The 15,601-nt window shown below is 59.4% G+C and carries 16 protein-coding genes; 11 read left to right on the top strand and 5 right to left on the bottom strand.

What is annotated here, in order from left to right:
• Positions 1-6 precede the first annotated feature (6 nt).
• Entirely contained in the window at positions 7-831 is an 825-nt protein-coding gene (locus ACQUQP_RS05620) for a symmetrical bis(5'-nucleosyl)-tetraphosphatase (RefSeq protein WP_432697823.1), read from the bottom strand.
• A gap of 125 nt (positions 832-956) precedes the next feature.
• On the opposite strand from ACQUQP_RS05620, the gene ACQUQP_RS05625 reads away from it, so the two are divergent.
• From ACQUQP_RS05625 to ACQUQP_RS05635, 3 genes are all read left to right on the top strand, one after another.
• Positions 957-1,481, top strand: coding sequence for a DNA-deoxyinosine glycosylase (locus tag ACQUQP_RS05625; protein WP_432697824.1), 525 nt, complete (start codon positions 957-959; stop codon positions 1,479-1,481).
• Between the two features lie 113 nt (positions 1,482-1,594).
• Positions 1,595-3,184 (top strand): methyl-accepting chemotaxis protein, encoded by a 1,590-nt coding sequence (locus tag ACQUQP_RS05630; RefSeq protein ID WP_432697825.1) that lies wholly within the window; start codon positions 1,595-1,597, stop codon positions 3,182-3,184.
• Positions 3,185-3,274: 90 nt separating this feature from the next.
• Positions 3,275-4,429, top strand: a complete 1,155-nt coding sequence (locus ACQUQP_RS05635; protein ID WP_432697826.1) for a glycerate kinase — start codon at positions 3,275-3,277, stop codon at positions 4,427-4,429.
• A gap of 60 nt (positions 4,430-4,489) precedes the next feature.
• On the opposite strand, the gene ACQUQP_RS05640 is transcribed toward ACQUQP_RS05635, so the two are convergent.
• From ACQUQP_RS05640 to ACQUQP_RS05650, 3 genes are all read right to left on the bottom strand, one after another.
• Positions 4,490-5,149, bottom strand: coding sequence for a helix-turn-helix domain-containing protein (locus tag ACQUQP_RS05640; RefSeq protein WP_432697827.1), 660 nt, complete (start codon positions 5,147-5,149; stop codon positions 4,490-4,492).
• A 166-nt stretch (positions 5,150-5,315) separates the two neighbouring features.
• Complete coding sequence (locus ACQUQP_RS05645) at positions 5,316-6,341, bottom strand: TRAP transporter substrate-binding protein (RefSeq protein WP_432697828.1); 1,026 nt, start codon at positions 6,339-6,341, stop codon at positions 5,316-5,318.
• A 106-nt stretch (positions 6,342-6,447) separates the two neighbouring features.
• The gene (locus tag ACQUQP_RS05650) at positions 6,448-8,664 is read right to left on the bottom strand and encodes a cytochrome P450/oxidoreductase (RefSeq protein WP_432697829.1); all 2,217 of its coding nucleotides are present in this window, start codon (positions 8,662-8,664) and stop codon (positions 6,448-6,450) included.
• A 131-nt stretch (positions 8,665-8,795) separates the two neighbouring features.
• Here ACQUQP_RS05650 and ACQUQP_RS05655 point away from each other — a divergent pair, with 131 nt between their 5' ends.
• The 8 genes from ACQUQP_RS05655 to ACQUQP_RS05690 all read left to right on the top strand — a co-directional run bounded on the left by ACQUQP_RS05655 (position 8,796) and on the right by ACQUQP_RS05690 (position 15,130).
• Positions 8,796-9,755, top strand: coding sequence for a LysR family transcriptional regulator (locus ACQUQP_RS05655; RefSeq protein WP_432697830.1), 960 nt, complete (start codon positions 8,796-8,798; stop codon positions 9,753-9,755).
• Positions 9,756-10,047: 292 nt separating this feature from the next.
• Positions 10,048-10,572: a dimethylamine monooxygenase subunit DmmA family protein gene (locus ACQUQP_RS05660; protein ID WP_432697831.1), complete on the top strand. Its 525-nt coding sequence runs from the start codon at positions 10,048-10,050 to the stop codon at positions 10,570-10,572.
• Positions 10,572-11,522 (top strand): PDR/VanB family oxidoreductase, encoded by a 951-nt coding sequence (locus ACQUQP_RS05665; protein WP_432697832.1) that lies wholly within the window; start codon positions 10,572-10,574, stop codon positions 11,520-11,522. The genes ACQUQP_RS05660 and ACQUQP_RS05665 overlap by 1 nt, the downstream gene beginning before the upstream one ends.
• Positions 11,523-11,679: 157 nt before the next feature.
• Positions 11,680-12,699, top strand: a complete 1,020-nt coding sequence (locus ACQUQP_RS05670; RefSeq protein WP_432697833.1) for a heme-dependent oxidative N-demethylase family protein — start codon at positions 11,680-11,682, stop codon at positions 12,697-12,699.
• A gap of 15 nt (positions 12,700-12,714) precedes the next feature.
• Positions 12,715-13,044, top strand: a complete 330-nt coding sequence (locus ACQUQP_RS05675; RefSeq protein WP_432697834.1) for a DMT family transporter — start codon at positions 12,715-12,717, stop codon at positions 13,042-13,044.
• 89 nt (positions 13,045-13,133) lie between these two features.
• Positions 13,134-13,544 carry a ketosteroid isomerase-related protein gene (locus tag ACQUQP_RS05680; RefSeq protein ID WP_432697835.1) on the top strand — a complete coding sequence of 137 codons (411 nt, stop codon included), beginning with the start codon at positions 13,134-13,136 and terminating at the stop codon, positions 13,542-13,544.
• A gap of 63 nt (positions 13,545-13,607) precedes the next feature.
• Positions 13,608-14,201 carry a GNAT family N-acetyltransferase gene (locus tag ACQUQP_RS05685; protein ID WP_432697836.1) on the top strand — a complete coding sequence of 198 codons (594 nt, stop codon included), beginning with the start codon at positions 13,608-13,610 and terminating at the stop codon, positions 14,199-14,201.
• Between the two features lie 59 nt (positions 14,202-14,260).
• Positions 14,261-15,130, top strand: a complete 870-nt coding sequence (locus ACQUQP_RS05690; protein ID WP_432697837.1) for a carbon-nitrogen hydrolase family protein — start codon at positions 14,261-14,263, stop codon at positions 15,128-15,130.
• A gap of 108 nt (positions 15,131-15,238) precedes the next feature.
• On the opposite strand, the gene ACQUQP_RS05695 is transcribed toward ACQUQP_RS05690, so the two are convergent.
• Entirely contained in the window at positions 15,239-15,589 is a 351-nt protein-coding gene (locus ACQUQP_RS05695) for a cupin domain-containing protein (protein ID WP_432697838.1), read from the bottom strand.
• Between the last annotated feature and the right edge of the window lie 12 nt (positions 15,590-15,601).

Below are 15,601 nucleotides of genomic sequence, written 5' to 3' on the forward strand. Positions count from 1 at the left end.
TGCGAATTAGTGTTTAACGGGGTGATGGCCGGGGCAGTCGCATGAAAACTGCTCGCCATCCTCCAGGCGCAGTGCCGTCAGGCAGTTGCCCCAGACACAGCCGGTATCCAGGGCGATCACCGCCTGCTTGCCGGTGGTACCCAGCGCGGCCCAGTGGCCGAACAGTTGGGTGCGTTTAATCTCTTTTTCTCTGGCTACCTCATACCATGGATGGTAGCCCTTGGGCTGGGTTTCAAGGCCGCCGTTGGCGCTGAACTCCAGTTTGCCGTGCTCGCTGATAAAGCGCATCCGGGTCAGATAATTGGTGATCAGGCGCAGACGCTCCCAGCCTTTAACCGAATCGCGCCAGCGGTCCGGCTGGTTGCCATACATATGGCGAAAGTATTCATCCGCCAGTGTGCCCTGTAGTACCTGCTCCACCTCCGCGGCATAGCCTTTCGCCTGTTTCAGCGTCCAGACGTGCGGAATGCCGGCGTGTGTCATCACGTAACCGAGCGTCTTGTCATCCACCAGCAGTGGCTGATGGCGCAGCCAGTGCAGCAGTTCATCCCGGTCCGGCGCTTCTAGAATCGGTGACAGAGTATCCTTGCGCTTGCCGCTGGCCATGCCGTAGTGCACCGCCAGCAGGTGCAGGTCGTGATTGCCCAGCACCGTGCGGGCACGGGAGCCCAGGCTTTTGATGAAGCGGAGCACCTCGAGGGATTTGGGCCCCCGGTTAACCAGATCGCCGGCGAGCCAGAGTCGGTCCTCTTCGCTGAAGTTAATCTGTTCCAGCAGCTGCATCAGTTCATCGTAGCAACCCTGAATATCTCCAATCGCGTAAGTGGCCATCTACCCCTGCCGTCTGGTCCGGTGAAACAAGTCCGCTATCATACCGGATCGTTCGGTGTTTCCGTACGGGTCCATGACCCAGGTCAGGGGCGAGGTAAAGCGTTTAGCGAATCAAGAGGTAATTCATGTCCGATGCTCTGTCGTTCCCGCCCAGCTGGCGGGCCGATGCCCGTGTGCTGATTCTGGGCTCCATGCCGGGCGTGGCGTCGCTGGAGGCGCAGCGATATTACGCGCATCCGCGCAACGCGTTCTGGCCGATCCTGGGAGAGCTGTGCGGGTTTTCGCCGCAGCTGCCCTACGAGGAGCGGCTTGAAAGGCTCAAGGAGGCCGGTATCGCACTCTGGGATGTGATCGGGCGCTGCTATCGGCCCGGCAGTCTCGACAGCAGTATTGCGGCGGAGTCGGTGCAGCCCAATGATCTGCCGGGGCTGCTGGCACAACTGCCGCAGCTGCAGCTGGTGGTCTGCAATGGCGGCACCGCCTACCGGTTGTTCCGGCGCCACTTTGGGTCATTACTGGCTGCAGAGCACCCGAATGGGCCGGCTCTGCTTCAACTGCCGTCCACCAGTCCGGCCCATGCGGCGATGAATTTTGCGGCAAAACGCGAGCAGTGGCGGGTTATTCAGGGGTATCTTTCAGCGCAGGGGTGAAGTCACCGGGGGCTTTGCGCGGCTGGCTCCTTTGTTGCAATAAGGCTACAGAAGATAGTCGACTACGTCGGCTTCCTGACAATTTGTGCAGTAGGGTAGCAGGAGTAGCCAACGTGAAGCAGAACTTGCCGGTGACTCAGATAGAAGAGGCGTTTCCCGCGTCCTCCAATATTCTTTCCACCACGGATCTCAAGGGACGCATTACCTACGTCAATGAAGACTTTGTCCGTATCAGCGGATTTTCGGAACAGGAACTTCTGGGCAGCAACCATAATATGGTGCGTCATCCGGATATGCCGCAGGCGGCATTTGGTGACCTCTGGAGCCGGGTTAAAACTGGCCAGTCCTGGATGGGCGTGGTCAAAAACCGGTGCAGTAACGGTAACCATTACTGGGTGGATGCCTATGTCACCCCCATCGAGCGCGATGGTGAAATCGCCGAGTATCAGTCGGTCAGGCGTAAACCGGATCAAGAGGCGGTGAAGCGGGCGGAAACGCTCTATGCCAGGCTCAATGCGGGCAAGGTGCCCTGCAGTCTGAGAGGCTGGGGGCTTTCCTACCGCATGCGGTTGCAGCTGTGTGTAGTGCTGCCCCTGTTGATGGCGGCGCTGGTGGGGCGCTACCTGGGCGTGTCCGATGAGGCCCTGCTGATGCTGGGCGGTGCCGGGCTGGTGGCGGTGATCGCCCTGCTGTTTGCGCTCAGCCCCCTGAGAGCACTGACCCAGCGGGCAGAGAGCGTGGTCAATGATCCCGTCGCCCAGTGTATTTATACCGGCCGTATGGATGAGATCGGCAAGCTGCAGCTGGCGATGAAGATGCTGGAGTCGGAAACCGCGGGTCTGATCGGGCGTATCTCCGACTCCTCCGGAGCGCTCACCGCGGGCGTATCCGGGCTGAGTGCGGCGGTGGAGCAATCCCAGGCCGGTGTCCGGCGCCAGTTCTCGGAAACCGATCAGGTATCCTCCGCCGTCAACGAGATGTCGGCGAGTATTCAGAGCGTGGCGCACAGTGCGCAGGGCACTTCAGACGCGGCAGCCCAGGGCCTGCAGGAGGTGACCGAGGGCAAGGCTGACGTGGATGCCTGCGTCGTCGCCATCCAGCAGATGAAAGCCGAAATCGCCCGCGCCGCCGAAGTGATTCAGGAGGTGGAGCTGAGCAGCCGCAATATCACCGGCATTCTGGATGTCATCGTGTCTGTCTCCGAACAGACCAATCTGCTGGCGCTGAATGCCGCCATCGAAGCCGCGCGTGCTGGCGAGGCGGGCCGGGGCTTTGCCGTGGTCGCTGACGAGGTGCGTTCGCTGGCGACACGGACGCAGAGCTCCACGGATGAGATCCACGCCATGATCGAGCGCCTGCAGGATGGCTCGCGCAGGGCTGTGGAATCGATGCGAGCGGGTCAGGCGCAGGCCGATATCTGCGTCGAGCAGAGCGGGCACACCGCCGAGTCGCTGGATCGTCTGCTGGAGTCGATTCAGCAGATCTCCGCCATGAGCCTGGAGATCGCGGATGCGGTGGATCAGCAAAGTCAGGTGGCGGAAACGATCAACCGCAGTGTGTTCAGTATCCGCGATATGTCGAGGATAAACCTGGAAGCGGTGGAGCAGAGCTCCCAGACCAGTCATCACATGCTGGGCATTGCTACCGGCTTCGGTGAGCTGGCCCAGCAGTTCTGGGCCGGTCGCAGCAAACAGGGAATCTGAGTCTGCAGCTTCCTATGGTGGCGACCCATGGCTTGGGGTAGGGTAACTGGAACAGGTTAAACCCTAACCCCAGCCAGCGAGGGCCCGCCGATGAAAGTCGTAATCGCACCGGATTCATTCAAGGAAAGTCTCAGTGCCGCCGAGGTCGCCGCGGCCCTGGCCGAGGGCTGGCGCCTGGCGCTGCCGGATACCGAGGTGGTGGAACTGCCGCTGGCGGACGGCGGTGAAGGCACGACGCAGGCGCTGGTCAGTGCCACCGGTGGCAGCCTGGAGCACAAAGAGGTCTCCGGCCCGCTGGGTAAACCGGTTAACGGCTTCTGGGGGCGACTCGGTGGCAAGCGTGCGGTCATCGAGTGTGCGGCGGCCTCGGGGCTGGATCTGCTGTCCCGCGGCGAGCGTGACCCCTGGCGGGCAACCACGCGCGGCACCGGCGAGTTGATTCTCGAGGCGCTGGATGCTGGCATGACCGAGATCATCATCGGCCTGGGCGGCAGCGCCACCAATGATGGTGGGGCGGGTATGCTGCAGGCACTGGGTGTGCGCCTGAGGGATGAAAACGGTGATGATATTGCCCCCGGTGCCGAAGGGCTGGAGAGCCTGGCATCGATCGACCTGTCCGGGCTTGATAAGCGTCTGCGTGGTGTCAGCTTCCAGGTCGCCTGTGATGTGGATAACCCGCTCACCGGCGAACAGGGCGCTTCCGCCGTATTCGGACCGCAGAAGGGAGCCGATGCCGCGCTGGTCAAACGCATGGATGCCTGTCTGGCACGTTACGGGGAGGCGATTACCCACTGTATCGGCGAGAAGGTCGACACCATTCCCGGCGCCGGCGCCGCGGGTGGACTGGGCGCTGCCTTTCTTGCCTTTCTCAACGCCAGTCTCAAACCCGGTATCGAGATCATGCTCGATGCTGTGGATATCGATTCACACCTGGAAGGTGCGGCGCTGGTCATCACCGGCGAAGGGCGGATAGACAGCCAGACCGAGCGGGGGAAAACACCGGTAGGAGTGGCGCGCCGGGCAAGAATGCACAGCATTCCCTGTATCGCGGTAGGTGGTGCGGTGCCGGAGGATCCCCAGGTGCTGCAGACGCTATCACATCAGGGGCTGAAAGCGGTGTTTCCGATTTTGCCGGGGGTTACGGATCTCGACACGGCGCTGGCCAATGCCGGACTGAACCTCAGGCTTTGTGGGCGCAACCTGGCGGCGTTCTGGCAACTGGCTGCAATTCAGCCAGCGGATTGAGTCGGAGGAAACAACTCATTTTCCCTGCGGTGAACGCGGAGGAAGCGTTATTTAACGCTGTCAGTCGTCGTAATGGATGATCGACAGTAACTGCAGTGGCACCTTGCGCAGCTCTTCCGGGCCGTGTGGAACCTCGGCATCAAAAGAGAGCGAGTCGCCCGGGCCCATCTCGTAGAGGTGGTTGCCGTGGCGGTAGAGAATTTCGCCCTGGAGGATATAGATGAACTCCTGCCCAGGGTGGGAGAAGGTCGGGAACACTTCGCTGGCGTCGTCCATGGTGATCAGGAACGGCTCGTAGCTTTTCTTCTTGCCGCGATGGTAATTGAGCAGCTGGTAGGTGTGGCCCTTCTCGGTACCACGGCGCACCACTTCCATCCCTTCGCCCGCCTTGGTCAGCTGAGCGCCGCCGGAGGGGCGATCATAATCACTGAACAGCTGGGAGATCGGCAGGCCGATGGCATCGCAGAGTTTGCTGAGCGTTTCCAGGCTGGTGGAGACCTGGGCGTTCTCGATCTTGCTTACCATCCCCTGGCTAAGGCCGGCGATGCGCGCCACGTCGGTAATCTTCAGACCCTGTTCGGTACGTTTGCGCTTAACCTGCATGGCGATGTACTGCTCAAGCCGCAGACGTGGGTCCTGGTTCTGGCTCTCCCGGCTAAGACTGATCTCGCCTTTCTCCAGGGCGTCGATATGTCGTGAAGCAGTGTTTTTTTCGCTCATAGGCCCGCTCTCTTGTTTTACCAGGATTGAGTGTAACATTCCTGTTAAGAAACTTTATTGATTCTTGGCGAGAAAAGCGACGTTTTTTCGAGAAAATCCTGAGGCCCCGAGGCAAGAAAAAGATAAGGCCCCGCCATCAGGGAGGGCGGGGCGGGAACTGATGCGCTTAACCTGCGCAGACCGGTACCAGGGATTTGGCGCGGTTATAGACCTGATCGGCGGGCAAGGATTTTGCCGTGAGCATCTCGATATTGTGGTCGATCACTCCCTGCAGAGTATCTTTCCATGCCGGGTTCTCCGTGCCGCCTTCCACGGTGTAGAAACTGTGCCCATCTTTCAGTGCCTCTTCGCGTCCCCGGGCATCCAGGTCGTCCAGCTCCTTGCCCATGGCGCGGGCCCACTCCATACCGCTGTTCTCGTCGATCACCTGCTTCAGGTCATCCGGCAGCCGTGTGTAGCTGGCGTTGTTCATGGTGGTGATAAACGACAGCGTATAGAGACCGATCTCGGTGTGCTGGGTCAGCTGTTCGTTTAAGCGAAAGTCTTTCATTGCCTGCCAGGGGAAGGCTACGCCGTTCATCACACCGCGCTGTACCGCGGTATAGGTTTCCGGGGCCGGCATGCCGACCGGCTGGGCGCCGAGGCTTTCAAGCAGGTCGCCGACCACGGTGGTGGCGCGACGGATACGCAGGCCGGAAAGATCCTCCGGTGTTTTCACCGGTTTCTCCCCGGTATGGATATGGCCAGGGCCATGGGCGAAGAAGAACAGCGGATGGGTATCCTTGTACTCATTGCTGATCAGCTCCTCGTCGTAGAGGTTCTGCAGTACGCAGCTGGCGTTTTCGGCGCTGGTAACGATGCCGGGCAGTTCGATCACCTGGGTCAGCGGAAAGCGTCCGGCGGTATAGCCCTGGGCGGTCACCGTAATATCGGCGACACCGTTGACGGTCGCATCATAACTGGCGGGCGCTTTGGCCAGGGTTTGAGAGGGGTAGATATCGATAGTGAGGCGTCCGTCCGAGCGCTCGTTGAGGCGCTCGGCCCAGGCGTTAACCACCTTGTCGACGCTGGAGCCCGCCGGCCAGAAATGAGCCAGGCGCAGGCTGTAGGAGTCGTCGGCCTGGGCGGCGGAAGCAGAGAGGCCCAGCAGCACGCCGGCAGCGAGCGGCTTGATCAGAGAGGTCAGTTTCATGGTGCTTATCCTTTATCTTTATTTTTAAACGGATGTTGTTGGGTTTTTCATTACCGCGTTCTGCCTTCCGGGAAGCGACCAGGGCTTCTCCGGAAGGCATAAGCATTTACAGGTCCAGAGTCAGGGTGCCTCCCTTGGCCCTTGAGCAGCAGGGGGTAAACTGGTTGTTTGCCTGCCTTTCCTGAGGTGTCAGGAAGTGGTCCCTGTGATCGGGTTCGCCGTCGGTAACACCGGTGAGGCAGCTGCCGCAGACACCCTGTTCACAGGACTTGGGAATATCAAAGCCTGCTTCTTCCAGGGTCGACAGTACGCTGGCGTTGGCCGGTACGGTCAGGGTTTGCCCGGTGCTGGCGATACGCAGCTCGATCGCCTGGTCATCGCTGCTGCTGGCGGGCGTTGCTGCGAAGTATTCGTAGTGCAGTTTCTCCTCCGGCCAGCCCAACTCCCGGGCACTTTCGAGCACCGCCTGCAAGAAGCCCTCGGGGCCGCAGACGTAGATCTCGGTATCCCGCTCTGTCTGGCCAAGCAGCGCCTTGATATCCAGACGCTCGCCGTCATCGTGATGCAGGCTGACCCTGTCGGCGAAGCTCGAGTTTTCTATCTCGTCGAGGAAAGCGGTGCGCGCGCGTGAACGGGTGCAGTAGTGCAAGCCGAAGGATTGCTCACGCTTCTGCAGTTCATAGGCCATGGCCAGAATCGGGGTGATGCCGATGCCGCCGGCCAGCAGCAGGCTGGGTGATGAGCTCTCACTCAGGGCAAACAGGTTGCGCGGGGCGCTGATTTTCAGGGCGTCGCCCGGGTTCAGCTGCTCATGCATCCAGTTGGAGCCGCCACGGCTTTGGGGATCCTTGAGGACACCGATGCGATAGGCCGAGCTTTCTCCTGGGAGGTTGCAGATCGAATACTGGCGGATCAGGCCGTTACCGGTATGCACATCGATATGGGCGCCGGCTTTGGCGACAGGCAGAGGCGCGCCATCGGCACTCACCAGTTCGAAACTGCAGATATCGGCGGTTTCCAGGCGCTTGCCTCGAATACTGACGCTGAGCAGGTTGGGATCAGCTTTAGATTGGGCTGCTACCGGCTCCACGGAGGTCGTCTCTGCTGCGGCAGGCTGTTGGGCGGTTTTCAGTCGCAGCGGCAGTGCGGCCAGACCGCGCAGGGTGTTGTTCAGCCACCACTGGGGTTCGCCACACAGCTCAATGCTTTCGATCCGTTTTGCCAGCGCGGTGAACAGCAGTTCGGTTTCCAGGCGGGCCACCATCTGACCGACACAGACATGAATGCCGTGGCCAAAGCCGACGTGTCCTGCGGCCTTGCGCTGAATATTGAAGTCGTTGGGGTTTTCCCACTGGCGCGGATCCCGGTTGGCGGAGGCCAGGAACAGCAGTACCTTGGAGCCTTCGGGAATGGTCTGCCCCTCGATATCCACATCACGGGTGGTTGTGCGAAAGAATGTCTGCGCGGGAGAAGCATACCTCAGCACTTCCTCGAACGCCTGAGGTGCCAGGGATGGATTCTCACGCAGTATCTGCCATTGCTCTGGATGACGGGCGAAGCAGAGCAGGGCGTTGCCGATGCCGAAAATGGTGGTGTCCAGCCCGGCGGTCAGTAGCGAGCGAACCAGCAGTCCCGCCTCTTCGTGGGTAATGTTGCCGGCATCCGCCTCGGCGTAAATCTTGGCGCCGAAGCCATCGTCGGTCAGCGCCTCGCGTCGGCACTGATCGGTAATCCAGGAGATCACCTTCTGAGCATTGGCCATCGACTTTTCCAGCCGCTCATTGCGGGGGCCAAAGGCGTTAAATGCCATGTCACCGTAAGGCAGCAGGTTTTCGCGACCCTCCGGAACCAGACCGACCGCATCGGGAAATACGCGCAGCGGATAGGCCTTGGCGATCTCTGCGACACCATCGAGTTCGCCACTGTCTGCTAGGCGGTTCACCAGCTCTTCGGCTTTGCGGGCGAAAGGTTCACGCAGAGCTTCCAGCGACGGGCGCGACAGGATGCGGGACATCACGCCGCGGGTACGGTCATGGAAGGGCGGATCAACCTCGAGCAGCAGGCTGGGCGGGCGCCAGGGTTTTTCTTTCTTGAAATCGGTCAGGCCGACGCCGCGTGAGGAGCAGAAGGTCTCCCAGTCACCGAGTGCCGCTTTCACCTGGTCGAAGCGGGCCATGGCCCAGACCTCGTACTTCGGCAGCCAGACCAGGGGGCCGGCTTCACGCAGCTGCTCATGGAAAGGGTAGGGGTTAAGCAGGAATTCGTCGCTGTAGGGATCTACATCGAGTACGGGTACGTCATGCTGTACGGCATGCATATTCATCTTTGAGCCTCGCTTATTATTTTTATCTGTTGTCGGGACGGCTGCTCTGGCCTGTCCCAGGCTTGTGTTCGAGACTAGAAACTGGACTACTATCTGTAAATCATCGTTTGTTTATTTTGACTATAAAAATAATGAATATTAAAGATATCGACTTGAATCTATTAAAGGTTTTTGACGCCATTCAGACGACGAAAAGCGTCTCTGAGGGGGCGGCAATACTCGGATTAAGCCAGCCGGCCATGAGTTTTGCGCTGTCCAAGTTGCGTCGGCAATTTAATGATCAGCTGTTTGTGCGCACCGCCAGGGGCATGACACCCACGGCCAGAGCGATGGAACTGGTCGATCCGGTCAGCCGGATTCTGGAAACGGTTAACCGGGAGCTGCTGCATGAGGCGGAATTCGATCCGTCCAGTGCAGAGCGCACCTTTACCTTCAGCATGTCAGATATCGGTGAGATGGTGTTTCTGCCGAAACTCCTTAAAAGGCTGCGTCAGGAAGCGCCGGGGATCGCGCTAAAAACCCTGGTGATGCCGCCGGCGAGGCTGGAGCGGGCGATGGAGGAGGGCGAAGTGGACCTGGCGCTCGGTTATTTCCCTGACCTGGTCAAGAATGGCTTTTATCAGCAGCGGCTTTTCCGGCATAACTTCGCCACCATCGCCCGCGCTGACCACCCGGTTATCGGCGACAGCCTCAGCCTTGAGCAGTTTATTGAGGTGCCACACGCCATCGTTACGCCGGAGGCGCGCAGTCAGGAAATTTTCCACCGTTTGCTGGCCAAGCAGGGGATCAAGCGGAATATCGTGCTGACGATCCCTCACTTTATGAGTGTGCCGTTTATCGTCAGTACCTCCGACCTGATCGTGACCCTGCCGCGTGCCGTGGGCACCTCGTTTGCTGAGCTGGCCAATATCAAAGTGCTGGAACCGCCGCTGGAAAACCCGGTGTTTGTGCTCAAGCAACACTGGCACGGCCGCTGTCACAAAGACCCGGCCAACCGCTGGATGCGCAGTCTGGTCTATGAGTTGTTTCACGAGGCACTTCCACTGGAGGATGGCGCCGAAATCAGCTCGCCGGAACCCTGGGAACTCTGACTATTTCCAGCGTGCATGTTTCACCATTCACCGGTTTACGCCTCAATTCGGACCGCTCCACCGCACCTTTGCACCAAAATGAGTAGTTATTCTCGACCCTGACGGGAGTGAAAAACGGACTCCTAAGGTAACTTGCTTTTATATCAGTAAGTTAGATCTTTTGGTGCGCAAATTGCCTTTCTTCATGAGAAATAAACTATCCCAAAGGGAAATAAATGGGCCGGTTTTTACGGTGTCTCCCATTTATTCCCGCTGGCGATAAGACTCAACCTTATGAAGGAGGCGAGTGGTAATGCAGATCGATCCGCGTATCAAAAGCCGGCCGCTCTATGACCCGGTCGTTATCCGGCCAAAGGCGAAAAAACATCTCTTTATCGGTGCAGGCGCAGAGCTGGATGCGCTGAAAGCCAGCCTGCCGCAGGATCAATGTATCCGCATCGACGGCGGCCCGGATGGCCTGACCGCGCAATTCCGCGCTGAGCTGGAAGCGGTGTTCGAGACACTGCCGCTGGCAAGCGCTGTGTATGTCAGCGGCAGTGAAGGCTTTATGTGGGATATCCGCAACCTGGCGCTGGCGGCGGGCCTTGCCGATGAGCAGGTACAGATGTGTGAGCCCACCAGTAAAGAGCGCCGTCTTTTCTGTACTCACTGTTACGAAATCACCGAAGGCGTGACCCACTCGCCGCAAACCTGCTCCGCCTGTGGTCGCCTGCTGCTGGTACGCGATCACTATTCGAAGCTGCACGGCGCTTACGTGGGCGTTCAGATCAATGCCGAGGATCCAGCCGATATCCCGGAAACAGAGGAGCTGGTGTGATGAGTACCGATAGCATTCGTGTGCGGGTGAGCGCCATCGAGCAGGTCTCTCCTATGATTCGTGAATTTACCCTCGATGCCGTCGACGGCGAACTGCTGCCGTTTTCTCCCGGCAGCCACGTGGTGGTTGAGATGCCCGCTGAACCGCGTCCGTACCGTAACGCTTACTCGTTGCTGAGCGATCCGCGCGACAGCGGCAATTACCGCATCGCGGTGCGTCTGCAGGAGCAGTCCCGTGGTGGCTCCGTCTACATGCATGAATCTGTGAAGCTGGGTGATGAACTGTGCATCACGCCGCCGGCCAACCTGTTCGCGCCGAACTGGCAGGCGGGCAAACATCTGCTGCTGGCCGGCGGTGTGGGTATCACGCCGTTTATGGCCTACCTGCCGGAGCTTGAGCGTCGCGGTGCGGATTTTGAACTGCACTACCTGTATCGCGGCTCCAGCACTGGCGCCTACCGTGATCAGTTGAAAGCCGAGCTGGGCGATAAGTGTTTTCTTTATGACTCCGAAGCCGGACAGCGCTGTGAGCTGGGCGAGCTGCTGGCCAACCAGCCACGCGGCACTCATGTGTATATCTGTGGCCCGGAAGCGCTGATCGCCGGTGTACGCGAGGTCACCGAAGAGCTCGGCTGGCCGGCCAGCCATGTGCATTTTGAAGCCTTTGCGGCACCTCAGCCCGGTAAGCCGTTTGAGGTGGAGCTGTCGCGCAGCGGGCGCACGGTCAGCGTCGATGGCGAGACCTCTCTGTTGGAAGCGCTGGAAAGTGCCGAGGTCGATGTGCCGCACCTCTGCCGCGGCGGTGTCTGCGGCCAGTGTGTGACCCGCGTGTTGTCCGGCGATATCGAGCATCGCGATGAGTTTTTATCGGCGGCCGAGCGCGAGCAGGGCGACTGCATCATGCCCTGTGTTTCACGCGCCTCCGGCAAACGCCTGGTTATCGATCTTTAAGAGGATGTTGAAAAAACTATCTGCGTTGCCGAATGCGGCGTTAAAAACAGGCTCAAAGTGCTCATTTAGTTCACTAAACTCCGCTTTTTCGCCTGTTTTTGCCTTGCCTCGGCTGCCTCGAAAACGATTTTCAACATCCTAATTTGGAGGTATCCCCATGAGAATGGCCCCAAAACCGATTCAGAGTTTCCGCGACGACTTCACCTATTCCAACAGCCCCGGCGCCGTCGCCCGTTTCCCCTTTCCGTTTCCGGAAGATGAGTACATGTACTCGGTCAATATCGAGCCGCATGTAACGCCGGGTCCGGAAGGCAGCGTTTATGAGCACCTGCTCGACATCGATGAGCACTACCTGTCCGAGATGCATGAGCGTGACCTGGTGCTGAAAGAGAACCCCAAGCGCTGCCTGGCGATGCCGCATATGGATCTCGCCTGCTGGGACATGATCGACCGGGTGATGCACTGCTTCGCGGAAGACTATCCGGAGCATTTTAACCTCACCAAAGAGGGCGACCTGTGGACCTGGGAAAACAAGCTGCTGAACATCAAGGACAGCTTCACCTTCGGTGACAGCAGTACCCTGCCGCTGCCGCCGATGGAGTATATCGGTCGTCAGGTACAGGGTGACTTTGCCATTTTGGATCAGCGTGATGGCGACCTGTTTCTGGACGCCGGAATCGTTACCTGTCCGGCAGACTGGTCGCTGGCGTTCGATGCCGGCATGAGCTTCGCTGAGTGGCACGGACCGGTTCCCATGGCCCATGAGATGGGCATCTTCGATCGAGCCCTGAAATATCTCTGTGCGATTCCGCTGGGCCGTCCGGTGCGTCGTCTTAACTGGACACTGACCGTCAACGCGCGCATGGATACGTCGCCGGAAACCTACCCAAGTTGGGGCTCCGACCGTATGAGCGTGACACCGGAAAACGTCGGCGAGAAAGTACACCTGCGCGTCGAGCTGCAGGTGCTGGATCGCATGGCGCGCAGCAACGCGCTGATGTTCAGTATCCGTACCTACCTGATCAGCCTGGAAGATCTGGTCACCAACCCGGAATGGGCCAAGCGTATGCATCGCGTTATGAAAGGCTTGCCGGAGGAGCTGATCGATTACAAGGGACTGACCCGCTTCCATCCGCTGGTTGTTGAGTGGCTGTCCAAGTACGATCCGGCAAACTGATCCAGGGAGATTCTTTTGGGCTGGATATATCTGTTAATCGCCGGGGTGCTGGAGTGTCTCTGGGCCATCGGTCTGAAATACAGCGATGGTTTCACCCGGTTCTGGCCCTCGCTGATCACGGCGGTGCTGATCGTGGTCAGCCTGGCGCTGCTGTCATTTGCCATGCGCACGATACCGGTGGGCACCGCCTACGCAGTCTGGTCCGGTATCGGCGCATCGGCGCTGGCGATTGTCGGTATCCTGTTTATGCAGGAGCCGGGCGGTGCGCTGCGTATCTTCTGTATCGGCATGATTATCGCGGGTGTGGTCGGGCTGAAATTGGTCGGCGAGGGCAGCACCGCCTAGGCGCACATAAATGTCGTTTTCGGGAACGAGCCTGGCGGTTCGTCGGGCTATCGTCTCAGGCTATATATCCACAGTTCTGGAGTGAGCTCATGAGCAGAGCCGAAACCGAAGCGTTGATCTTCGAATACTACCGCGCCTTCAACCAGGGCGATATGGAATGCTTTCTGGGTCTTCTGACCGAGGATGTGGTCCACGATATCAACCAGGGTGAGCGTCAGGTCGGACGCGATGCGTTTGCGACATTCATGGATCACATGAATCGCTGCTACCGCGAGGAGCTGACCGGCATCTCCATCATGAGCAGTGCCGATGGCAGTCGCGCCGCCGCCGAGTTCGTCGTCAACGGTGAATACCTGGTTACCGACGAAGGCCTGCCCGAGGCGAACGGCCAGACCTACCAGCTGCCCGCTGGCGCGTTTTTCGAAGTGCGCGGCGGCAAGGTGGCCCGGGTCACCAACTACTACAACCTGGAAGACTGGATCGCCCAGGTCGGCGGCTGAAACCGCCTTCGACTGACAGCTTTAAATACCGCCTTTTGCCCAAAAGGCGGTATCATCCCGCGCATGAAAAGCAGCAGACTTATTACCCTGCGTGGCGCCGAACTTGAGCCCTGGCTCGATCATGTGGCGGCACTGCGTATCCGGGTTTTCCGTGACTTTCCCTATCTTTACGACGGCTCGCCGGAATACGAGGCGAAGTACCTGCGTACCTACGTGGAAACCGACTCCGCCGTCTGCGTGCTGGCACTGGATGGCGACCGGGTGGTCGGCGCATCCACCGGGCTGGCGCTGAGCGATGAGACCGAGGAGTTCCGCCGCCCGTTCGAACAGGCAGGCTGGAATATTGACGATATCTTCTACTGTGCCGAGTCTGTGCTGTTGCCTGAACACCGCGGCGCCGGTTTCTACAAAGGCTTTTTCCGCGAGCGAGAGGCTCAGGCGGTTGCTTTAGGTAAGTCGATCAGCGTGTTCTGCGCCGTGCAGCGCCCGGACGATCACCCGCTGAGGCCCGCCGGTTACCAGCCGCTGGATGAGATCTGGCGCCACTTCGGTTATTCCGCTAGAGCCGGGCTGGTGACCGAATTCAGCTGGCAGGATGTGGACCACCAGGACGAAACCGCCAAGCCGATGCAGTTTTATCTGAAGCGGCTGGTGTAGTCTGTCTATCGATACACTCCGCGTATACTGACCCGATCAACAGCTCCAGAGAGAATGCCATGTCGCGCACCCTGACACTCGCTGCCGCCCAGTACCCGATCAACTTTGTTGGTAGCTGGGAAAACTTCCGTACCAAAATCCAGGGCATGGTGGATGACGCCGTATCTCGTGGCGCGAACTTCCTGCTGTTTCCCGAGTACTTCAGCATGGAGCTGGCCTCCCTGTTCGAGGCCAATGTCTACCGTTCATTGTCGGCCCAGCTGGAAGCGATGCAGAGCCTGCATCAGCCGTTTCTGGATCTGTTCACCGAGCTGGCGCAGCAGCACAAGCTGTATATCCAGGCAGGCACCTTTCCGCTGCTGCAGGAGAATGGCCGCTATGTGAACCGTGCCTGGCTGTTCCGCCCGAACGGCACCCGTGATTACCAGGACAAACTGCAGATGACCCGTTTTGAGTCGGAGCAGTGGCTGATCAGCGCCGGTAGCGAGATCCGCGTCATAGACACCGTTTTCGGCAAGGTGGGCATCTCGGTCTGCTACGACAGCGAATTCCCGATCATCGCCCGAAGGCAGGTGGAAATGGGTGCCGATCTGATCCTGGTGCCAAGCTGCACCGATACCCAGGCCGGTTACAACCGGGTACGCATCGGCTGTCAGGCCCGTGCGCTGGAGAACCAATGTTTCGTTGCCCAGTCGCCGACCATCGGCGAGGCAACCTGGTCAGAGGCGGTGGATATCAATAGCGGCCGTGCGGCGATCTATACACCTGTGGATTACGGTTATCCCGATGATGGCGTGCTGGCGCAGGGGGAAGAGGGCGAAGCCGGCTGGGTCATCGCCGAGCTGGATCTTGAAGCCCTGGCGCAGGTGCGGGCCAATGGCCAGGTGTTTAATCACCGTGACTGGAAGAGCCAGTTCCGGTTTTCATAGGAGCGGCGCCCTCGCCGCGATCAACCTCGGTGTTTTGAATTAATCGCGGTGCAGGGTTCAATCGGCGCGAGGCGCGCCTCCTACAGAGAGGAGGTCGCCCCGCGTCGCTTACTTCATCCGAATGGTGAAGTGCTTGAGGATCGGCTCGATGATCTCCCAGGTGCCGACAAAGTCGGACTCCATCACGAATGCATCACCCGGACCTACTTCAACCGGTTCACCGCCGTCCGGGGTGATGATCGCTTTACCTTCGATCAGGTGGATAAACTCCCAGCTGGCGTAGGTTGCGTGGTAGGTACCCGGTTGGGCGGTCCACCAGCCGGCGATCATCGATTCGTCCGGCGCGGTGTATTCGATCCAGGTGGACATGCTCGGTGAGCCTGCCACCTTGGTCCAACCCGGCAGGTCGTCGGTAATCGGTTCAACACTGCGTACCGGCAGTTTGGTAATGCTGCTCATCGTCGATTCTCC

The organism is Marinobacterium sp. YM272 (assembly GCF_050908845.1).
Taxonomy (GTDB): Bacteria; Pseudomonadota; Gammaproteobacteria; order Pseudomonadales; family Balneatricaceae; genus Marinobacterium_D.

What these genes read in the sequence shown, in the direction of transcription:
- ACQUQP_RS05690 (WP_432697837.1), top strand. Translation starts at nt 14,261, where the DNA reads ATGTCGCGCACCCTGACACTCGCTGCCGCCCAGTACCCGATCAACTTT.
- ACQUQP_RS05645 (WP_432697828.1), bottom strand. Translation starts at nt 6,341, where the DNA reads ATGAAACTGACCTCTCTGATCAAGCCGCTCGCTGCCGGCGTGCTGCTG.
- ACQUQP_RS05655 (WP_432697830.1), top strand. Translation starts at nt 8,796, where the DNA reads ATGAATATTAAAGATATCGACTTGAATCTATTAAAGGTTTTTGACGCC.
- ACQUQP_RS05660 (WP_432697831.1), top strand. Translation starts at nt 10,048, where the DNA reads ATGCAGATCGATCCGCGTATCAAAAGCCGGCCGCTCTATGACCCGGTC.
- ACQUQP_RS05670 (WP_432697833.1), top strand. Translation starts at nt 11,680, where the DNA reads ATGAGAATGGCCCCAAAACCGATTCAGAGTTTCCGCGACGACTTCACC.
- ACQUQP_RS05620 (WP_432697823.1), bottom strand. Translation starts at nt 831, where the DNA reads ATGGCCACTTACGCGATTGGAGATATTCAGGGTTGCTACGATGAACTG.
- ACQUQP_RS05635 (WP_432697826.1), top strand. Translation starts at nt 3,275, where the DNA reads ATGAAAGTCGTAATCGCACCGGATTCATTCAAGGAAAGTCTCAGTGCC.
- ACQUQP_RS05650 (WP_432697829.1), bottom strand. Translation starts at nt 8,664, where the DNA reads ATGAATATGCATGCCGTACAGCATGACGTACCCGTACTCGATGTAGAT.
- ACQUQP_RS05695 (WP_432697838.1), bottom strand. Translation starts at nt 15,589, where the DNA reads ATGAGCAGCATTACCAAACTGCCGGTACGCAGTGTTGAACCGATTACC.
- ACQUQP_RS05640 (WP_432697827.1), bottom strand. Translation starts at nt 5,149, where the DNA reads ATGAGCGAAAAAAACACTGCTTCACGACATATCGACGCCCTGGAGAAA.
- ACQUQP_RS05625 (WP_432697824.1), top strand. Translation starts at nt 957, where the DNA reads ATGTCCGATGCTCTGTCGTTCCCGCCCAGCTGGCGGGCCGATGCCCGT.
- ACQUQP_RS05680 (WP_432697835.1), top strand. Translation starts at nt 13,134, where the DNA reads ATGAGCAGAGCCGAAACCGAAGCGTTGATCTTCGAATACTACCGCGCC.
- ACQUQP_RS05665 (WP_432697832.1), top strand. Translation starts at nt 10,572, where the DNA reads ATGAGTACCGATAGCATTCGTGTGCGGGTGAGCGCCATCGAGCAGGTC.
- ACQUQP_RS05685 (WP_432697836.1), top strand. Translation starts at nt 13,608, where the DNA reads ATGAAAAGCAGCAGACTTATTACCCTGCGTGGCGCCGAACTTGAGCCC.